General features: G+C 50.2%; 11 protein-coding genes. 7 read left to right on the top strand and 4 right to left on the bottom strand.

Annotated elements, in window-relative coordinates:
- Positions 1–22: 22 nt before the first annotated feature.
- A complete protein-coding gene (gene rclR, locus ABIE10_RS08515) occupies positions 23–877 on the bottom strand; it encodes a reactive chlorine-specific transcriptional regulator RclR (protein ID WP_259685794.1) in 855 nt (284 codons plus the stop codon).
- 235 nt (positions 878–1,112) lie between these two features.
- Here rclR and rclA point away from each other — a divergent pair, with 235 nt between their 5' ends.
- From rclA to ABIE10_RS08485, 6 genes are all read left to right on the top strand, one after another.
- A complete protein-coding gene (gene rclA, locus ABIE10_RS08510) occupies positions 1,113–2,438 on the top strand; it encodes a reactive chlorine resistance oxidoreductase RclA (RefSeq protein WP_429155290.1) in 1,326 nt (441 codons plus the stop codon).
- A gap of 164 nt (positions 2,439–2,602) precedes the next feature.
- Entirely contained in the window at positions 2,603–2,839 is a 237-nt protein-coding gene (gene rclB / locus ABIE10_RS08505) for a reactive chlorine resistance periplasmic protein RclB (RefSeq protein WP_049282516.1), read from the top strand.
- 11 nt (positions 2,840–2,850) lie between these two features.
- The gene (rclC, locus tag ABIE10_RS08500; RefSeq protein ID WP_016152157.1) at positions 2,851–3,411 is read left to right on the top strand and encodes a reactive chlorine resistance membrane protein RclC; all 561 of its coding nucleotides are present in this window, start codon (positions 2,851–2,853) and stop codon (positions 3,409–3,411) included.
- Positions 3,412–3,989: 578 nt separating this feature from the next.
- Positions 3,990–4,676: a flagellar brake protein gene (locus ABIE10_RS08495; RefSeq protein ID WP_047501820.1), complete on the top strand. Its 687-nt coding sequence runs from the start codon at positions 3,990–3,992 to the stop codon at positions 4,674–4,676.
- 24 nt (positions 4,677–4,700) lie between these two features.
- Complete coding sequence (locus tag ABIE10_RS08490; protein ID WP_019076223.1) at positions 4,701–5,288, top strand: helix-turn-helix domain-containing protein; 588 nt, start codon at positions 4,701–4,703, stop codon at positions 5,286–5,288.
- Positions 5,289–5,389: 101 nt separating this feature from the next.
- Complete coding sequence (locus tag ABIE10_RS08485; protein ID WP_016152160.1) at positions 5,390–6,157, top strand: putative bifunctional diguanylate cyclase/phosphodiesterase; 768 nt, start codon at positions 5,390–5,392, stop codon at positions 6,155–6,157.
- 188 nt (positions 6,158–6,345) lie between these two features.
- Here the strand turns inward: ABIE10_RS08485 and ABIE10_RS08480 are convergent, their stop codons facing one another.
- The 3 genes from ABIE10_RS08480 to ABIE10_RS08470 all read right to left on the bottom strand — a co-directional run bounded on the left by ABIE10_RS08480 (position 6,346) and on the right by ABIE10_RS08470 (position 18,247).
- The gene (locus ABIE10_RS08480; protein ID WP_429155287.1) at positions 6,346–15,678 is read right to left on the bottom strand and encodes an autotransporter outer membrane beta-barrel domain-containing protein; all 9,333 of its coding nucleotides are present in this window, start codon (positions 15,676–15,678) and stop codon (positions 6,346–6,348) included.
- Between the two features lie 196 nt (positions 15,679–15,874).
- The gene (locus ABIE10_RS08475; protein WP_047501815.1) at positions 15,875–16,453 is read right to left on the bottom strand and encodes a helix-turn-helix transcriptional regulator; all 579 of its coding nucleotides are present in this window, start codon (positions 16,451–16,453) and stop codon (positions 15,875–15,877) included.
- 618 nt (positions 16,454–17,071) lie between these two features.
- Entirely contained in the window at positions 17,072–18,247 is a 1,176-nt protein-coding gene (locus ABIE10_RS08470; protein ID WP_016152164.1) for a DnaJ family molecular chaperone, read from the bottom strand.
- A gap of 246 nt (positions 18,248–18,493) precedes the next feature.
- Here ABIE10_RS08470 and pheP point away from each other — a divergent pair, with 246 nt between their 5' ends.
- Positions 18,494–19,888, top strand: coding sequence for a phenylalanine transporter (gene pheP / locus ABIE10_RS08465; protein WP_047415083.1), 1,395 nt, complete (start codon positions 18,494–18,496; stop codon positions 19,886–19,888).
- Positions 19,889–19,949 lie beyond the last annotated feature (61 nt).

The raw sequence follows: 19,949 nt of genomic DNA, 5'->3' as shown, positions 1-19,949 counted from the left end.
TGTTGCCGAAGCAGGCGGTACGTTATGCCGCTAACGCTTTCACGCGTTTGCGGTACTCGCCCGGCGTGCAGCCAAATCCCCGTAAAAAGACTTTGTGAAACGATGATTCGCTGGCGTAACCCACCGACTCGGCAATAACGATCAACGGCTGCGATCCGCGTGACAGCATCTGGGCGGCGAATTGCAGGCGTAGCTCGGTTAACACCGCCAGCGGCGTGGAGTTTGAGACTTCACGAAATAGCTGCGCAAAGCTGGCCCGCGACATATGGGCACGCTTTGCCAGTTCTTCGACAGTCCAGGGAAAAGCCGGTGACTCCAGCATCATGAAGACAACGGCACCCAGCCTTGGGTGCAGCAGTAAATTCAGCACATTTTTAGCGGGGATCGGCTGGGATAGCCACTCGCGAACGGCTAACGCGAACAGCGTAGCGCATTGCTGGCTGCAAACGATGTTGGAGCCTGGCAGATCGTTGATGTATTCCTGCTGCATCAGCGCAATCATGGCCTTCAGCCAGTGGCTAATGGGACTGTCATCTTCTGGTGCCAGTATTAATACTTCCGGAAGGGCAGTTAAAAAATAGCGTGAAGATGCCTGCAATCGCAGGCTTCCGCAGACAATATGCGTTTGTTCTTCCCCTGTCTGGCACAGCCGATGCGCGGAGTTTTGAGGCAGAATGACTATTGTTCCTGGACGTAACGTAGAAGACGTTCCGTCTGGCATATCCAGTTGAGCAAAACCCTGGGTTACCGTATGCCAGCGGATAACGGACAGCTCACCCGCCGCGTGCGGCAGTTGCCAGTCCCTGCTCAGCAGGCAGTTTTGATCAATCGAGCCCTGCGGGTCGTTAAGCATAAGTAATCGGCTAAGTGCATCCATAAAGACTCCTGAGCAGTTCTTGTTGATGCTTGTCGAGATGAAGTAACGCTGTTACTCATTATTTATTAAATAAATTTATGGTCTTAGTTTATTTCCTCGATGGATTGAGTGGAAGAGAGATAGTAGTGATTTAGACGATTTGACAGTAATTTGCGCGATATGGATACATTGTTCATGCATCGTTAAACCTATACTTCAGTTCAACAAACGAACAGTGACATGGCGGAGAGACAGCATGAATCAGTATCAGGCGATTATTATCGGATTTGGCAAAGCGGGTAAAACGCTGGCGGCTACCCTGGCGAAAACGGGCTGGCGAGTGGCGATTATTGAACAGTCAAACACCATGTATGGCGGGACATGTATCAATATCGGCTGCATTCCCACCAAAACCCTGGTACACGATGCTGAACTTCAGCATGACTTTGCTGCGGCGATGCAGCGCAAGGCCTCCGTTGTCAGCTTTCTGCGTGATAAAAACTTCCATAATCTTGCCGATCTGGAAAATGTAGATGTGATTGAAGGTCGTGCTGAATTCATTGATAACCATACGGTGCGGGTCGTGCAGCCAACAGGCGCGATTGAGCTAAGCGGCGAAAAGATCTTTATTAATACCGGCGCACAGGCAACGATGCCAAACGTGGCAGGGTTAATGACTACACCGGGCGTGTTTGACAGTACCGGGTTGTTAAATTTGACGCAACGACCGGAACGTTTGGGGATTTTGGGCGGCGGTTATATTGGTGTTGAATTCGCATCAATGTTTGCCAACTTTGGCAGTAAGGTCACCATTTATGAAGCCGCCCCACTGTTTTTAGCCCGCGAAGATCGGGATATTGCCGACGCTATCGCCAACATTTTACGCGACAAAGGGGTTGAGATTATCCTCAATGCCAGGGTGCAGGCGGTTTCGTCCCATGACGGCGCGGTGCAGGTGCAAATGCTGGAAGGTGTCCAGACTGTGGATGCGCTACTGGTGGCATCGGGTCGCAAACCGGCAACTGAAAATCTGCAGTTGCAGAATGCGGGTGTGGATGTCAACGAGCGCGGTGCCATTGTGGTGAATAAATATCTGCGTACTTCGGCAGACAATATCTGGGCCATTGGCGATGTGACGGGGGGGTTACAATTCACCTATATCTCGCTGGATGACTTCCGTATTGTGCGCGACAACCTGTCAGGCGAGGGATTACGTAACACCGGCGATCGCCAAAACGTACCGTATTCTGTTTTTATGACGCCGCCGCTTTCCCGCGTGGGGATGACAGAAGAACAAGCTCGCGCCAGCGGCGCGGCGGTCCAGGTTGTCACCCTGCCTGTCGCGGCTATCCCGCGTGCACGGGTGATGAATGACACGCGTGGCGTACTTAAAGCGGTGGTAAATCGCGAAACGAAACAGATATTAGGCGTATCGCTGCTGTGCGTGGATTCTCATGAGATGATTAATATCATTAAAACCGTTATGGATGCTGGTTTACCTTACACGACATTGCGCGATCAAATATTTACTCATCCGAGTATGAGCGAATCACTGAACGATCTCTTCTCTCTTATAAAATAATAATATAGTTTGCATGATTGCCCCACCTGTGTGGGGCTTTTTTTTATCATATATAAAGAAATACTCATGAACAGTTATTCTGGCGTTATGGAGGAAATAAGATAAGCAACAATGCTTTATTCTATTACGAGTGAAATCACTAGTTAATGGAAATAGAAATGAACATGCTTAAAACTTCATTATTGTTGACTGCTTTACTGACCGCGCCGGTGACATTTTCTGCACTGGCACAACAGCCGGTCGAAGTAGCCCGCGTCAGCGTGTCGGCAATTGCCGCCGCACCTTCTGTTGTTGAACATGCAATCGCCAGACTGGCGCAGGAAAATAAGGCAACTTCCTGGAAAATCACCTCAATGCGCATTGATAGCAGCACTCACGCAACCGCAATTTTGTACAAGTGAGGAGAGTCTGAATGGAAAAGTATCTGCGTTTACTCAGCAAGGGCGATAGAATTGGATTAACATTGATTCGCCTGAGTATTGCCATTGTTTTTATCTGGATTGGCTTATTGAAATTTGTACCTTACGAAGCCGATAGTATTACGCCATTTGTTGCCAATAGTCCGGTAATGTCATTTTTTTATGAACATCCAGAAGAATATAAGCAGCATTTAACCCACGAAGGTGAGTTTAAACCGCAGGAGCGGGAATGGCAGAAGGCGAATAACACCTATACGTTCTCCAATGGCCTGGGCGTAGTCGAAGTGCTGATCGCATTGCTGGTGCTGGCTAATCCTGTTAGCCGTTGGTTGGGATTAATTGGTGGCGTACTGGCATTTGCTACTCCGATTGTGACTTTATCATTTTTAATTACCACACCGGAAGCATGGGTGATGCCACTGGGCGATTTGCACCACGGTTTTCCGTACTTGTCCGGAGCCGGGCGTCTGGTGTTGAAAGACACATTAATGCTGGCGGGAGCGGTGATGATCATCGCAGATTCATCGCGATCAATTATTAAGCAAAAGTATTGAATTTTTAACGTTGTACCCTCTGTAAGACAGTAAGCCTCTATAGTTCGATTCGGTAATTACCGGGCCAGCAGGATGCTGGCCTTTTTTCTGCCCTAAGGTAAATTTATTTTACAGGTGAAATATAATTATTCACTTTTTCACAATAACTAGTCGGAGCTATATTCCTGGTTAATGATATAGTGCAGTAAGCATTTTCTCTTCTTCTTGCGATAGCACGCCAGTCCGCATACTGCGTGGTCCTTCCATCAAAACCCATTCATTTCCCTCTATTTTTTTCTGTGTAGTTCTTGCTATTTGTTATCTCAAAATGACATCTCAAAAAATTTTATTATTCTCTTTTGTTATAGTTAGCCAACAACTTCATGTGGTTTTAGGCATGGCTTCAGTTAGAATTAACTTTGATTAAATGTTTTTACGTATCAATAAATGGCTAAAGATAGTTAAAAACTTAATTTTTAACCAACTGTTCGACATGGAATCCACTATGGTAATTAAGCACCAGGGGTGGATGCTGATCTTGCGTTTTGTGAGTAACCAAAAGCGAGACATATCTTAAATATGGAAATAAGGGTTTTAGAATGAGCTTTGGATTAGCAAAGGACAACAAGTTTGAAATCATCGCTACCCTTCGTGAAGAGTTGCACAAGAAAACGAAACTTGAAGTTTTATGTGAAAACCATAGTGTTATCACGCAGTTAGAGAAGATTGATTTCGAGCGGTTTGTCATCTCCGGACACGAAGACATTGTTCCTGAAAAGGTCCAGTACTTTATCCTGCACAGTGAGAGTGGGATTGTAAAATTTAGTGCCAGATTCGAACAAACCTTATCAGCAGGTGTACAAGCAGGATTATCCTACTTCATCCCGGATATGATTTTCTTTGCCCAGCAGCGACAAAATCAGCGTTTTTCCTTCCTGAAGGGTTACGACTTTTTCTGTTTTGGTCGTTACAAAAACGGAGAAAACTACTCTCTGAAGATTAAAAACATCTCGCAGGGCGGTTGTGCATTAATTGTTAAAGATGTGAACTCCCGTTTTCTCTATAAAGATGCGGTGATCAAAAATGCCGCGCTGGATTTTGATACGTTTGGCAGTTTACAGCTGGATTTGAAAGTGATCGATGTCGTCATGATCAATGAATTTGATGAGGATAATCAATTGTATGCCTGTCATCAGATCTCATGTGAGTTCGATTTTAAAAATCGTCGTGAAGAGGCAGAGGTCGAGAAGATTATTATTAAATTTTTAATGAGTAACAAGATTTGATGCTGATAAGGAGCGATGAACAGGATGTTGATGTGTGGCAGTGATAATTTTGTGGGCAACGGTTTGTTCGCCTACCTGACAAGCAAACATGTACCGATACAAACATTCCAGTTTGAGGATATGTTGCATCAGTCATCATTATGCCAGCATCAAACCATGGTTTTTAATATCATTGATAACGAACAACCATGTTCAACTATCGTGCAGTTTTTGAATAAAAACCGCTTCAAGTTTTATAATAATGTCGTGGTAATTATTGCTGATAGTTTGGTGGCGAAATTATGTGTAGAGTTATTATATGTTGAAAAAACGATAGTTTTGACGGAGAAATCTTCACTGCGCGATTTCGGTCAACTGGCGTCGTTAACGGCCGGGAAATGGAATCCCCGACTGTATCGTTCACAGAAAAGATTAACCGAGAGAGAGCAGCAGATTCTGAATTTATTGGTAAACGGATATACCGCCAGAGAAATTTCAGAGTTAGTCAGCCTGAATTATAAAACTATCCAGGCGCATAAAATGAGGGTCGTCACCAAGCTGGGACTGACCAATACCTCGGAATTAAATAAATTAATTGTCAGATTTACCCATCGTATGTCTTTTTTACCCTAACCTGGCCATTCTATTCTGATGTAACACACCTAATAGTAGATACAATTCGGGAGTGATATTGACTGGTTTTTAATTTTTATGATTTGTTGAGGGAGAGAGGAATGTTTAATTCTAGTGAGGTGTTAACCGCGCTTGAAAAGGCATTGAATACCAGTCAGCTTTATATGGTTTATCAACCAATTTTTAATTTGCGTAATCAGCGTATTAGCGGGTTTGAAGCATTAATGCGTTGGAATAGCCCCCAGATGGGGATGATCTCTCCCGATGTTTTTATTACCTTGCTGGAAGACAGCGGCAATATCATGTCAATTGAAGATATGGTTACCCACACTCCCTGGGATGTGGCAACCCGTTGGCCAGAGCCCCTTGTATTGTCCGTCAATATTTCCGCGCTTGAATTCTGCGATCCGCTGTTACCCCAACGCGTCAGAAAAAATCTTACTGTATGTGGTCTCCCGCCCCATCGATGCCAGATAGAGGTCACGGAAACGTCGCCGCTGTGCGACAGTCAAGTCGCGGCTAAAAATATGACGGAGCTGAAGGCGATAGGGGTCAAAATTGCCCTTGATGATTTTGGAACCGGCCACGCCAATCTTAACTATTTGTTGAAATATCCTTTTGATACCTTAAAAATTGATAAGGAATTTATCGCTGGCATTGAACCCGATACCCGCTCAACAAAGATTGTCGAGGGTATAATTTCACTGGCGCACAATTTTGGTATTGAAGTTCTTGCTGAAGGGGTGGAAACCCAGTCCGAACTGGACCGGCTGATGCAGATTGGTTGTGACAAAATTCAAGGCTTTTTCATTTCTCCCCCGGTGTTGGCAGAAGAGATCCCGTTACTCCTGACGCAGTATAATCCTTAATCTTCTCCCTCTCTGTTGTTCCCCTGAATCTCGTTTGTTTCGCGTTGCCAGAGGGCCGCTCCCGCGCTTTTCCTGCCTATAAAATAAGTCCGTAGGCCTGATACGTTAAGCGCATCAGGTTGCTTTGTATCCGTGACAGGCAAAAAAAAGCCCCCTGTTAAACAGAGGGCTAGCGAGTTTATGTCAGCTTAGAACGATTTCTTAAAGCCAATTGATGCATTAACCGGCGCTTCAACCTGCGACTTACTGCCACCGTTGCTAAATTGCGTACCCAACTCTCCGTAGACCTGCAGGTTTCTGTCGATAGACCATGACAGACCGGCTGCAACTTCAGTGCTGGAGTACTGTTGTGAAGACTCAAGCGTGGTGGTGGCTACCGCATTGCTAAAGTGCGTTTTGTCTTTTGAACCCAGACCCTGCCAGACGTTGACCCTGCCGTAAGGCTGGAATTTGCCATGGTTGGTGTCATAGTCAGCGACCAGACGCACGCCCAGACGGGCGGTAAAGGAATCCGCGGTATCCATTTTCACTTTCGTTTGGGTCACACCATCAAGCCGCCCGTTATCAAAGTCGCTGTATTGATAGATCAACTGAGCCTGAGGTTCCAGACTCCATGCGCTGGCGCCTAAACGGAACGATTTACCCACTTCTGTTGACGCCGTCAGCGTGTTGCCTCTGACGGTATACGAGCCGTTGTTACCGGTCGCCGCCAGGCGGGATTTATGGTTACCGTATTGCAGGACGTTATCAACATACATCCCGTCGCCCGAGAACCAGGTGGCGTAGCCGCCGACATAAAACGCGTTGTCGTCGATTTTGCCGCCTTTGCCGTCGCTGCCTGTCTTCGTGCCTTTCACGTTGCTGTCGATATCAAGAATGCTGGTATACATCCCGGCTTTCCAGCTTTCGTTGGCATACATATCGACGCCAACCTGAATCCCCATGGTATGGGAGCTGGTTTGCGTTCCAGCCGCATCATCCAGTTTGGTTTTACTGGAGTAGCCAATCATTCTTGCCCAGGCGCGATTGTCTTCATCAATACCCGGTTTAACCTCGTCACCCATACGCTGGTGCATGTTGCCTAACAGGCTGATGTCGCCCTGACGAACGACGCTGGCGAGACCAGAATACAGCATAGTTTCTGGACGATATTCGCTTCTCAGATACCAGTTTTCACCCTGACCCTGAGCGTTACCCGCATGCAGTTGATACTCAAATGCGCCTGCAGCCATACGATCGGCGGCAAGATGGAAGGCGTCTCGTGACGTTTGTGCCGTAGTGGTTGCGCCATTGAGCGCGGTTACCACTTCGATACCATCACCAATAGTTGGTGCGCCGAGACCAGAACCATCGACATCCAATAGCGTACTACCGCTGGCTTTACCGCCATCGATAATCAGACGGTCGGCAATGCCTGCGCCGCTGCCATTTTGTGTGGCCGCCATGTTGATAGTCCCTTTTTCGCCGGTGTAATCCCCTTTGACGGTTAACGTTGTGCCAGTCTGCTGACCGATGAGTGAAATATCGCCGCCGTTGCTCAGTCCCGCTACCGTCTGGTTGTAACCTTGCGTGTTGAGGGTGGTGTCAGCGACAACGTAGTGGTGTGATGCGCCACTCAGAGTGTTGGTATTACCCGCCTGCAGTACACCGTTGGCAATCAGCGTTGCGCCGCTGTAGCTGTTTTCACCATGCAACTCCGTAACACCGCTGCCGGTTTGATGCAGTTGGCCTTCGCCGCTGATATTACCTGTCAGCGCCAGGGTATCGCCACGATTGACGTTGAGTACGCCGTTATCAACGATATCCCCCTGAATGCTGCCGATATCACCGCCGTTACCCAGCTGTAAAACGCCTTGCTCGATGGTGGTGCCACCGGTGTAGGTGTTATCCAGCGTCAGGGTGAGGGAGCCTTTACCGGTTTTGGTCAACTGACCGTTACCTTCGACTTCCGTCAGCAGAGAAACGTTATGTCCGTTGGTGTCGAATGTCCCGCCGCCGGATTCCAGAGTCACCTGACGAGCGGTATCAAACGCTTCACCATATTTCAGCGTACCACCATTAAAGGTAATTCCCGTCTCTGGTGCGCCAAGGTTGGTATCACCCGCCACCTGCAGCGTACCTGAGGTGATGGTGGTTCCACCGCTGTAAGTATTGTCACCAGTGAGGATGAGCGTACCGAGGTCGCCTTTATTCAGGCCGCCGGTGCCGCGGATCACGCTGTCGATAGTCGCGGTGTAGTTAGCGCCGTCTACTGTGCCATCGCCGACGCGAATCAGCGTATTAGCCGTATCGGTGGTAATGGCTTCACCGCCCACGCGATAACCATCGGTGGCGAACTGTGCGCCACTGATGATGACGTCGCCTTTGCTGTTATCGACGGCTACGTTGCCCGCTTCACCCTGGAAGACGGCAAACGCTGCATCGGTAAACGGTGCATTCAGCGCGCCTTCTGGCGTTGATTCATCCGTTGTCCAGTTGTCATTACCCTGGCTGGATTGCCAGATACCGTCGCTGCCGTTGATGACGCCGTTGTTTTTCAGCTCGCCATTCTCACCGCCGGTGCCGTCCCAGAAACGTAGCGTCAGCCCGGCATGGTTGACCAGGTTAACCTGGTTTTTAACCGAGGTTTGTACGTACAGGCTGTCCGCAGCTTCCGGCGCGTCGGCAATGTCCATCACATTGTTGGTTAATGTGCCGGTGTAGTTGATGACGCGGTAAACACCAACGTCAAAGCTTCCGCCTGGAGAGGTCTGGATATTGAGCTTACCATCGAGCGTCAGATCGCCATTCACATCTATCAGGTCATTGAAGGCTCCGCCTGGGGTATAGGCCTGACCAAACTGGTAATCAAGCTGTGCGTTATCGCTGAGCGTCAGTGAACCGGTAGTCAGTTTACCCACGCTATTGATGGCTGCACCCGCGGTAATATGGCCGTCATCGAGTACATCAACCGCGCCGCCGATAATACCGTTCCCGCCGAGCGTTGCCCCAGATTTCACCGTCACCTGACCGGTCGCGGCAGACTGATTACCGTTGACCAGCAGTACGCCTTCATTGACGTCCGTGGTGCCGGTCCAGGTGTTATCGCCGGTCAGCGTTAACGTGCCGTCACCGATTTTCACCAGGCTGCCGTCGTTGCCGCTGATAATGCCGCTGATGGTGTCATCAAGATGCAGATTACCCAGCGACAATTCTTTATTGCCCAGTTCGACATTCCCCGCGCCGGACAACGAGCCGATAGATGTTGCGCTGTCGACTGCGCTGATATCGACCTTGCCGCCCGCCAGGTTTTTAACGACGGTATTCTCTGCTAACGCCTGGTCCGCAAAGGTCATCAGTCCGCTGTTATTCACGCTAGCAGAACCACCGCTGGCATTTTCTTCCAGCGCCAACGTACTGTCTTTTGACACGTTAACCGTCGCCTCGCCCGCGGTGGCGTTATCGGTTAACAGCGCTTTCGCTGTGCCCGTCAGGTTCAGTTTTGCGCTCGCGGCGGTGACGTTATCCGCCAGCGTTAACAGACTGTCGGCAATGTTCATGGTCAGGGATTTCAGGCTGGTCTCTGTTCCGCTGACATTGAGCGTCGCCCCGTTATTGACGTTCACGGTGCTGCTTTCATTGCTACCAAAGGCCCCGGTTTTGCTGACGTTGACCGTCACATTGTTGGCATTTCCGGTACCGGCAATTTCTGTGTCGCCTTTATAGCTGTTCGCGCGATTGAGCGACAGGGTACTGCCCGCATCGCTTGAGCTGCTGGTGACTTTCAGTTTACCGTCGCCGGTAATCTCACCTGTTGGCGTGAAATCATGTGAATTGAGGTCAAACACCGCCGCGTTATCATTCGCGCCCAGCACAATGGTGCGATTGCTGGTCAGGTCCGCGCCCATCTGCAGCGTGGAGCCGTTGTTGATAGCCAGGTCGGTTCCGCTCTGACCGAGGTTGCTGTCGGCGGAAATCTGCAACGTACCGCCATCAATGCGTGTGCCGCCGCGATACGCGTTATCACCGCTGAGGATCAGACGACCAAGGTCGGTTTTCACCAGCGTCAGCTTGTCAGTCGTGCTGGCTTCGCGGATGACGGACTCAATGGTCGCGGTATAGTTTTGCCCCGCGCCACCCGCGCCAACGCGCAGCAGCAGTTCACCGGTTCCCGGCGTCTGGCCGGCGTGGGTCGCGTTTTCCGTGGTGGCATAAGCGTTAAGTGCGTCGCCTTTAACGACATAGCCATCGGCGTCAAACTGTGCCCCGGAGAAGTTAACTTCTCCCGCGGCGTTATCCACGGTAACGGTGCCACCTTTGGTGGTGAAGACGGCAAAGGACTTCTGCGCCCAAGGTGCGTTACCTTCGCCCGTTGCCGTGGTCCAGTTGTTATCACCCTGACTGCCGATCGCCATCCATTTGCCATCGCCACCGTCAATTTTGCTGTCGCCTTCAATGCCCGACGCGCCGTGGCTTTGACTTACCGTCGCTCCGTCCCAGAATTGCAGGGTAACGCCGTTGGCGTTCACCAGGTTGACCTGTTTGTCGATAGAGGTCTGGACAAAAATATTGCTCTTATCCTGACTGTCCGGTATTGCGCCCAGCTCCAGCGTCTGGTTATCCAGCGTACCGCCGTAATTATAGATACGGTACACGCCCGGTCCGAAGTTACCGCCTTGCGAAGTGGTAACATCCAGGGTCCCGTCCAGTTGCAGATCGCCTGCCACGTTCACCAGATCGTTTAGCGCACCGCCTGGCGTAAAGGCCTGGCCCAGTTCGAAAGCGGAGGTCGTTTTGCTGCCAAGCTGCAGATTACCGTTAACAGATAGCGTACCCGCACCGCCGTCACCGGCGCTGATGGTTGTGGCATCGTTCATCAGCACGTTGCCGCCGATAATGCCCTTACCGCCAAGTGTGGACGTACCGCTGACGGTGGTGACGCCGCGCGCCGCGCTTTGATCGCCATTCACCAGCAGCGTGCCGTTGGTAACGGTGGTGTTATCGGTATAGGTATTGTTGCCGTTCAGGCGGGTAATGCCGCCACCGATTTGCTGTAGCGCGCCGATACCGGAGATCACACCGTTGAGCAGCACGGTGTTGGCGCGATTAATCGCCAATACGCCGTTGTCGATGATGTCAGAGACGGCGCTCACTTCGCCTTCATTTCCACCGTCACCTAACTGCAGCGTACCGGTTTGATCAATGGTGGTAGAGCCGGTGTAGCTGTTGTTGGCGGTAAACACCGTGGTGCCGCCCGCCGCACGTTCAAATTTCCCGTCGCCGCTGATAATCCCGCGATAGATCTGTGCTGCTGAGGTATCCCCCTGAGTATCGAAGATAACTTTGCTATCTGCGCCCTGGGTGGTGACATTGTAATCGCCAATGCTTGCGGCAGTGCTGGTTGGCTCGACGTGGTCGCCGGTACGCAGCGTGGCGCCATTGTTTACAGCAAGGGTTTCGCTCGCCAGATTCAGGTTTTCAACGATGCGTACATCTGCATTTGACCCGCTGATGGTCAGTGAATCCCAGCCGGTGCCAATGTTGGTACCGGTATTCAGGTTGTCGCTAGCCAGCGTACCAATCTTCGCATCTTTTGTATCAGTGAAGGTGAGGGCGTTGCCCGTACCCGCTGCGGTAAGGATGTGGCGCGTTTTATCCAGCGTCACATTGCCGATATTGGCTTTATTGTTACCGCCAGTACCCGCGAAATTCACTTCGCCAGCATAAGAGCCGCTACGCCAGTTGAAGGTATCCGTACCTTCGCCGGTGTTGATTACGCCGCTGGTCACACCGCCGCTGATATCGATGGTGTCATTGCCTTTACCAGACTGAACTGCCACGGCCGAGTCGTTGATGGCCTGCAGGGTTCCCGTGTTGGTGATGGCTTTACTGCTGTCGCCGCTGGCGTCTATTACCGGTGAGGTGGTACTGGCAGAGATAATCTTGCCGCTGTTGGTCAATGCGCTAACGTTTTTCGCGATGATTGCTGAACCACCTGCGCTGTCATGCACGTTGATGTCGGCATTGGTGGTGATACGACCGTCCGTATTGGCGCGGATACCGCTGCCTTCGCTGTTGAGTACCTCAATGGTATAGCCTTTGCCGATGGTTAGATTGCCCGTCACCGCGTCGCCATTACGTTGTTCAAAGGCGAAGCCGGTACCTTTACCGTTGACGTTGAGGATGTTGTTCAGCCCATCGTTCATGGTCAGCGCCACGCTGGTACGGATCCCTGGGCCATCGTTGGAGTCGATGGTGACATCACGCAGCGTGATATTGGTGTTGTTGGCATCGTTTTGAATACCGGCACCGGTACCATCAGCGCGGATCATCACGCTTTGCGCGGCCAGAGCGCCAGCGCCTTCGGCCAGGCGAATACCGTCAGCGGAGCCATCGGTGGTAATGCTGTCGCCAGTCATACCGTTAATCAGCAGGCTTGCCCCTTGGGTTAACAGAACGCCAGCGGTGCCATCATCAACCTGAATTTTGCCCAGCTTATTAATCTGCGCGCTGGAGCCTGAGGCGCGTACGCCGATGCCGTTGCTGACATGCAGGGCGAGGGAGGAGTTATTGGTTAAGCTACCGCCTTTTTGAACATCGACACCAATGCTGTCGACGCTGGCCAGATCAATAATCGATTTGGTATCGAGGATCAGGTTGCCCAGATTCCTCGCCACATAGGCGATTACCTTGTTGCCGCTGGCTTCAGAGGTGATCTTCGCGTTTGAGGTGAGGGTCGTGCTCGTGGCATTGCCCTGCGTATTACCATTCAACTGATGCGCCTGACCATCCACAACCCCGGCAACGGTTCTTTCACCGGTTAAATTGATGGTAGTTTTATCGCTGATGGTCCCTTTCGCGCCGCCTTCGATAACCAGCGCCGCAGAGTCAGTGCCCTTAACGGTAAACGTTGCTTCACCGGTATCTACGTTACTGCCTGCGCCAGTGGCGAGAACGCCCACGGAATTGTTACCGCTGAGAGTCAAATCCAGGTTGGAAGTGGACTGATCTTTCGGGTTAGTGGTATTACCGGCCAGCAATGCGCCATTGGCGATACGGAAAATGGTGGTGCGATCCTGACCGTTGTCATTCATCACCGCCTGACCAATATTGGCGGTCGCGCCCTTACCATACAGGTAATAACCAATCTGATCGGTGCTGTTAAATGAGGGGCTACTTAAGCTGTCAACGTTAGCGATGGCGTTATCACGCACGTGGACGCCGATGTTACCGGCTTTATCCAGCGTAATATTAGAGTAAACGTTGACCACTGCCTGACCGTTGGCGCCACCTTCCGCCCAGATGGCGTAGTTACGGTTACCGACGCCGCCTTCACCGTCCACCACGATAGAGCCTGCAGCGCTGGTGGTGACTTCGGCATTTTTGTTATTGGCGCTAACGTGGATCCCTACGTTGTTGGTGCCATTCACGTTAATCTTGCCGTCGTTACGGATTTCCTGATTATTTTCTGCGCCGCTGTCGTGTACGGAGATGCCGTAGTTCTTACTGCTGCCCCCTTTAGAACCGCCATTGATCACGATATTGCCGGTATTGAGGACGTTGCCCGTGGCATTTCCGACCAAAATCCCTGCGGCGTTACGGACGCCGGTTCCCAGCGTGATAAGGCCGTTGTTAATCACCTCTTTGGCGCTCTTGATCATAATACCGGCGCTCAGGCTGGAACCGCCTGCCATGGTGACATCTTTAGCCGGATCGCTTGCGTCGCGACCAAGATAAATAGAGGCATTCTGAGCATTGGTAAAGGTGGCATTCCCGGCGACTTCTACGCCATAAGCGGTGCCGCTGGCAAAGGATGTACCGCTTTTACGTCCGTCTACGACGTTAATCTCGCCATTGTTGACCCCTTGCGCATCGTCAGACAATTGCATACCAATCGCCAGCGTCAGCGAAGAAGCGGGGACGTCTTTGCTCCAGGGATCGGCTGCCGAAGCGGTACCAAAGTTATCGGTGGTGATCGCCTGGTTGATGATGCCGTTGTTAGCGATCTGGCTGGTGCCTTGACCTTGCATACCAAATGCGCCATAGCTGTTGACGTTTTGGTTGCCGTCTTTATCGATAAACAGCCCGGAGTTGATCATCCCGTTGTTGGTTGCCGTCGCGTCTTGTGCCAGCATGCCAATCGCCAGGCTCTGCCCGGTAGACGTTCGTAATGCGTTCAGTTCGCCAAAGTTTGTGATAACCCCGCCATCAACGGCTTTCATGACGCCATTAATACTGCCGTCAACGGCAAGAATCGCATCTTTGTTCAGGGTGCCGGAGGTGCCTGCGCCATTGGCGTAAATAGCATGCAGCTCACCGCGGTCAGCGGTCGCGTTATTGGCATGCGATAAGCCGTCTGTCCAGACGTCGTAATCCCAACTGAGCACGTCAGAGGGCTTGCTGGAATTGATCAGGCCATCAATCAGCTCGGCATACTTCGTTTGTGCTGCGGTGACGGTAGTGACTTCATTCGCTTCCAGCCACAGCTGGATTTGGCTGACTTTTTCGCCTTCCGGGTTTTCCGCCGCGTCGCTGCTATTGCCCAACAGCCAGTCGTTAAATTCGGCCAACTCCTGCGTGTTGGTGATGTTAAATGTGCGCTCACCCGTTTCGACGACTTTGCCGTCCGTATCATAGCCGTAGGTCATGAGCGTGACATCATCGCCAAACACGGAGGTTTGCGCTGAGCCGGCGAAGGTTTTTTCAGGAATAACCGGGGCGGCGTTAAATTTTATAAAGTTATCGGATTGCCAGTAAACCTGGCTACCCGCGTCCTGAGCCTCCAGTAAGGAGGAGTCTTTGGCCAGTAATTCGATGGTATTGGCTTTGGCGCGTACATTGAGCGTGTCGTCGCCCAAATTCAGATTGGCTGTGGAGCCGTTTGTCGCCAGCGCGATGCCAAATTGTTTGTAGATTTTAGACTGCGTCGGATCGTAAGTGTTTAATGCCGAATCGCCAATCTGTGATTCGGTAAGAAAGTTACTTAACGCGTTGGTATCAAAGACTTTAATGGTTGTTTTTTCGCCGGGGAACGCCGGGTCGTTAATCTCAAATTCTGTGCTCTGTGAAGGCGTTGATGATTGGTTATAAGTCAGGTATTCCGCCAGCTCCTCGGCGGTAGTAATCGTTTTTACGCCCTGGTCAGGGCTGGTGGCCTGCAGGGTGATTTTGCCGGTTTGCAGTAGCTCTCTGATGGTCGTTGATTCAACAACGCCACTTTGACCCGGACTGATGGTTGGGATCGCGCCGCTGATATTGAGCGCCTCACCAGCAGTGATATCTTCATATAAGAATCCGTAGTCGTGGACACCCTCATAATCCCCAACAAAAATACCTGTCTGGTAGTCGGCGAAAATATTATGTTCACCGATGTCGATGATCGGAGTTGCTGAAGCTTGCATTGAAGCAGCGCTTAATGCGCCGGCCGTGAGTACGGCGACAGTTTTACGTGAGCTGCTTTTTTTCTTTCCTTTGGTTAATTCGGAAACGACCACCCAGATACCGAGCGCCGCGTTCCAAATAATGCTGTAAACTTTGTTCATATATAACCCTCGTCTACATTCCTGTTATGTGTATTGTTAATACATTGAGTTGTTGGCTATGGTTGGCACGCGGATGTGCTACCCGGTAATGGATTTTTGGAAATAGGATTCCCTTCCGTGCGATGCGGAATTAAAAAGTGAGCCGAAAGGAAATCTTTTAAATAATAACCGTGATAATTGTCCTTAAATAAGTCAGTTACGGCTGGCTATAGTGAGAAATGGTGTACTTGAGTCGGGAGTTATTTTTCCCGAGTTTTCTGGCAATGTTGCTTTTGTACGCCCCGATGGTTTTTTCACTTTTTTGTGATGCCCCAGCGATTTGAGTCAATGACCAACCCCGGGCAAGCATCATCATTACGTTAAATTCGTTTGCTGTGATTTTGTTATTTATTTCTTTGATATTACGTGGTTTTTTGTTTTGTGATATACACGTCACGGCATGCAGTAACCGATCTAGGCTGGCGTCTTGATCGAGGAACAGCATGTTCCTCCCGCAAACGGTTTGAAAAATAGAAAAAGTAGCTTCATCTGCCAAAACAATAATTTTTGTGGCAGGGCGTAAAGCCATGTTGCGGATAATCCTGGCATATTTTAAAAAATCTGAGTTGTCAGGATTAATAATGATGCAATCCATTTCATAAGGGATTATGTTGACGGCAGAAAGCGTCTGAGAGGAGTAGTACGCGATATCAATATATAATGATGAACCACGTAGGATTTCTCGCATGCCTAGCCAGGGATAAATTGATTCACCCAAAAAAATAGCCTTAGACATAACGATCTCCTTGAAATTTTGGTGCAGGCGGTCGCCTCTTTTTTTAGGCTAAAAAAAGAGTTTCTTGCGACGCATGAAATGTTAATTAAATCTCGTATGACGTTCTTTGGTGTGAACGCATCCTTATTTATTGCAGATTCAACAGATATTTTCTGTATTAATTTGAATCATTAACTATTCTTAAAGTAGATATTACACTTTGTTAAAATTTAAGATAAATCGTTTATTTCAGCTCTGAGTAAATGATTGATAGATTTCGCTTATGGATTACGCGAATAATGTTTCAGCCATTTCAATAAAGACAGGGTATTCCTATTTATACTGGAGGGGATTTATATGAAAAATCTTATATTTCAAACAGATAACCATTCTTCTTTATGGGACTATTGGTAGGTAGGAGAATTCTTAATCAAGGCCAGGATAAAGAGAGAGGGAGAGCGGTGGGAGAGAGAAATATTGTCTTATTTGTAGTTATCGACCTAAAACTCGAGTATTTAAGTTGAAAACTCTTACCTATCTTAATAATTAAGCATTTTGTGCTATTTTTATCATTTGGTGCTTAATCTTCAAACCTCGCTTGAAGATGTTGTATTTTCTGCTTGCTATCGCTGATAGCGCTTAGCCCGCCAACAGCTCCTGCTCAACCTGTTGCACTTGTTGTTCCAGCGTATTGCGGATTTCCGTAAGCGCCCGTTGTTGATCGGAGAAGTAAGCCTCTTTATCCGTCACGGAGGTGGCAAGGCGCCAGGCGTTCTCAGCTTCCAGTTCGGTAATCTCTTTGAGCAGTGCGTTAATTTGTTCTCTGAGCTGCTGTATTTTGCTGCGTAAATGCTGCAGATCGTTCAATCGGTCACTCGCCATCATCGGTTCGAGGCCGCTTTGCAATTGAGTCAGTAGCGCCCGAACGGCAGCAAGGTCGGCATTCTGGCGCGCCTGGTTAAGCTGCACCATCATCTGATGCGCTTTCTCTTTCAGATCGTCCGCCACCACGTCCGGATGACAAAGACGGCTGGCCTGACGCCACAGGCGTTTTAACTCATTACGCTCTTCAGAAGAAAGCCGTTGGTCACGGCTAAAACGATGTTGCGCATCCTGCTGCTGCTCCTGATATTCATCATATTCATGGCTGGCTTCTTCCTGTGCCTGACGGGCTGCGCTGTCGTCCTGGCGAGAAAAGTCGTTTTCCAGCTCACGAATCTCCGCCAGCAGGGCGGTAATAAGCTCCGTTTGTTGCTGAATTCGTTGACGTGTTTCCACCGATTCGCGCGAATCTGAATTCTGGTTCATCCAGAGCTGCTTAAGCCTGGCCAGTTGATCAACAGCCTGGGAAATATAGTGCTGGCAGGATTGATAGTCTTGTTCCCGGCGTTTTCGCTCCGCTTCCTGTTTGCGCTGGGCGCTGGCGGCGAGCTGTTTACGCAACTCGAGGATCCGGCTCATCAGAGGCCCAAGGCGAAGATGATACAGATCGTTGAAATCATCGAGGATTTGAATGCGCGTGTTGCGCTTATCGATCAGGTCACGCAGCTGTGTTTCGAGCGCTTTTAGCTCCAGTTTACTGGCGGCAATGGCAGGATCCTGCCACGTTGAGACTGCCCGTTGAGATTGCAGCCAGGCCGTGATTTCACGTAGGGCGTCACTAAAGCGCCGTGCTTCGAGCGCCTGAACGATGGCGCCTGGCAAGACTGACATAGGCTCATTTTTCAGATGATCTACCTGCTGGAAAATAATCTCCTCATCTTCCAGTTCAATAGCGCTTTTGACGATTTCCAGTCGTTTGATGATCTTATTCATGACAGTCGTTGCCTGGCCTGGCTCAAAAACGAGTGGCTGAAACACAGCGGGTTCACCCGTTTGAAAATGTTAGAAAAACAGTAAAGCGCATTCTGTGGCCTGCGATGCCTTTTCGTCCAGAATAATTCACTGTAATTATGAACAAACGCAATGCCACGGGCACAGCGGGTCCTTATTGCGCCTTGCGACAACCAGGTTGAAATGTTAAAAGAAGCCCCTTCAATAAAAACGACACAGGGGAAGGGCGTGAAAAACGCGTCAACTGCATCTGACACCAGCGTGTCTGATGCCGCGTCAACGAATGAGCCGACGCTTCAGCGGGGGTTGCAAAACCGCCATATTCAATTAATTGCGCTGGGCGGCGCAATTGGTACCGGCCTGTTTTTGGGCATTGGCCCGGCTATTCAGATGGCGGGACCTGCGGTGTTACTGGGTTACGGCGTTGCCGGGATCATCGCTTTTTTGATTATGCGTCAACTGGGCGAAATGGTGGTGGAAGAACCCGTTTCCGGATCGTTTGCCCATTTTGCCTATAAATACTGGGGACCGTTCGCGGGTTTTCTGTCCGGCTGGAACTACTGGGTGATGTTTGTGCTGGTTGGCATGGCGGAACTGACCGCGGCTGGGATCTACATGCAGTACTGGCTGCCCGATGTCCCGACCTGGATTTGGGCCGCGGCATTCTTCGTGATCATCAACGCGGTTAACCTGGTCAACGTACGTCTGTATGGCGAAACGGAATTCTGGTTTGCGCTGATTAAAGTGCTGGCCATTATCGGCATGATTGGTTTTGGCGTGTGGATGCTGTTTTCCGGTCACGGCGGGGAACATGCAAGCATTGATAACCTGTGGCGTTACAACGGCTTTTTTGCCACCGGCTGGAACGGGTTGATCCTGTCGCTGGCGGTGATTATGTTCTCCTTTGGCGGACTTGAGCTTATCGGGATTACTGCCGCAGAAGCGCAGGATCCGCAGAAAAGCATTCCAAAGGCGGTAAACCAGGTGGTGTACCGTATTCTGCTGTTTTACATCGGTTCTCTGGTGGTGCTGCTGGCGCTGTACCCGTGGGTGGAAGTGAAATCCAACAGCAGCCCGTTTGTGATGATCTTCCATAATCTTGATAGCAACGTGGTGGCTTCAGCGCTGAACTTTGTCATTCTGGTGGCTTCGCTGTCGGTATATAACAGTGGCGTCTACTCTAACAGCCGTATGCTGTTTGGTCTCTCTGTCCAGGGGAACGCGCCGAAGTTCTTAACCCGCGTCAGCCGTCGCGGCGTACCGGTGAATTCACTGATCCTCTCCGGTGCTATTACGTCTCTGGTCGTACTGATCAACTATGTCCTGCCGCAAAAGGCCTTTAGTCTGCTGATGGCGCTGGTTGTAGCGACGCTGCTGTTGAACTGGATTATGATCTGCCTGGCCCATCTGCGATTCCGGGCGGCGATGCGTCGTAAGGGACGTGAGACGCAGTTCAAAGCGCTGCTGTACCCGGCAGGGAACTACCTGTGTATTGCTTTCCTTGGCATGATTCTGGTGCTGATGTGTACGATGGACGATATGCGCCTGTCAGCTATCCTCCTGCCGGTGTGGATCCTGTTCCTGTTCGTTGCCTTCAAACTGCTGTGTCGTAAGTCCCGCTAAGTTTCTACCGATCCCATCGTCAGGATGGGATCGGATCTTCTCTCAATGTTTATCGTGACCG

The organism is Citrobacter sp. 506 (assembly GCF_050434985.1).
In the GTDB taxonomy this organism is placed as follows: Bacteria; Pseudomonadota; Gammaproteobacteria; order Enterobacterales; family Enterobacteriaceae; genus Citrobacter; species Citrobacter braakii.
Note: the sequence above shows the minus strand (reverse complement) of the source record. Positions and strands in the feature narration are given on the sequence as shown.

What these genes read in the sequence shown, in the direction of transcription:
- rclR (WP_259685794.1), bottom strand. Translation starts at nt 877, where the DNA reads ATGGATGCACTTAGCCGATTACTTATGCTTAACGACCCGCAGGGCTCG.
- rclA (WP_429155290.1), top strand. Translation starts at nt 1,113, where the DNA reads ATGAATCAGTATCAGGCGATTATTATCGGATTTGGCAAAGCGGGTAAA.
- rclB (WP_049282516.1), top strand. Translation starts at nt 2,603, where the DNA reads ATGCTTAAAACTTCATTATTGTTGACTGCTTTACTGACCGCGCCGGTG.
- rclC (WP_016152157.1), top strand. Translation starts at nt 2,851, where the DNA reads ATGGAAAAGTATCTGCGTTTACTCAGCAAGGGCGATAGAATTGGATTA.
- ABIE10_RS08495 (WP_047501820.1), top strand. Translation starts at nt 3,990, where the DNA reads ATGAGCTTTGGATTAGCAAAGGACAACAAGTTTGAAATCATCGCTACC.
- ABIE10_RS08490 (WP_019076223.1), top strand. Translation starts at nt 4,701, where the DNA reads ATGTTGATGTGTGGCAGTGATAATTTTGTGGGCAACGGTTTGTTCGCC.
- ABIE10_RS08485 (WP_016152160.1), top strand. Translation starts at nt 5,390, where the DNA reads ATGTTTAATTCTAGTGAGGTGTTAACCGCGCTTGAAAAGGCATTGAAT.
- ABIE10_RS08480 (WP_429155287.1), bottom strand. Translation starts at nt 15,678, where the DNA reads ATGAACAAAGTTTACAGCATTATTTGGAACGCGGCGCTCGGTATCTGG.
- ABIE10_RS08475 (WP_047501815.1), bottom strand. Translation starts at nt 16,453, where the DNA reads ATGTCTAAGGCTATTTTTTTGGGTGAATCAATTTATCCCTGGCTAGGC.
- ABIE10_RS08470 (WP_016152164.1), bottom strand. Translation starts at nt 18,247, where the DNA reads ATGAATAAGATCATCAAACGACTGGAAATCGTCAAAAGCGCTATTGAA.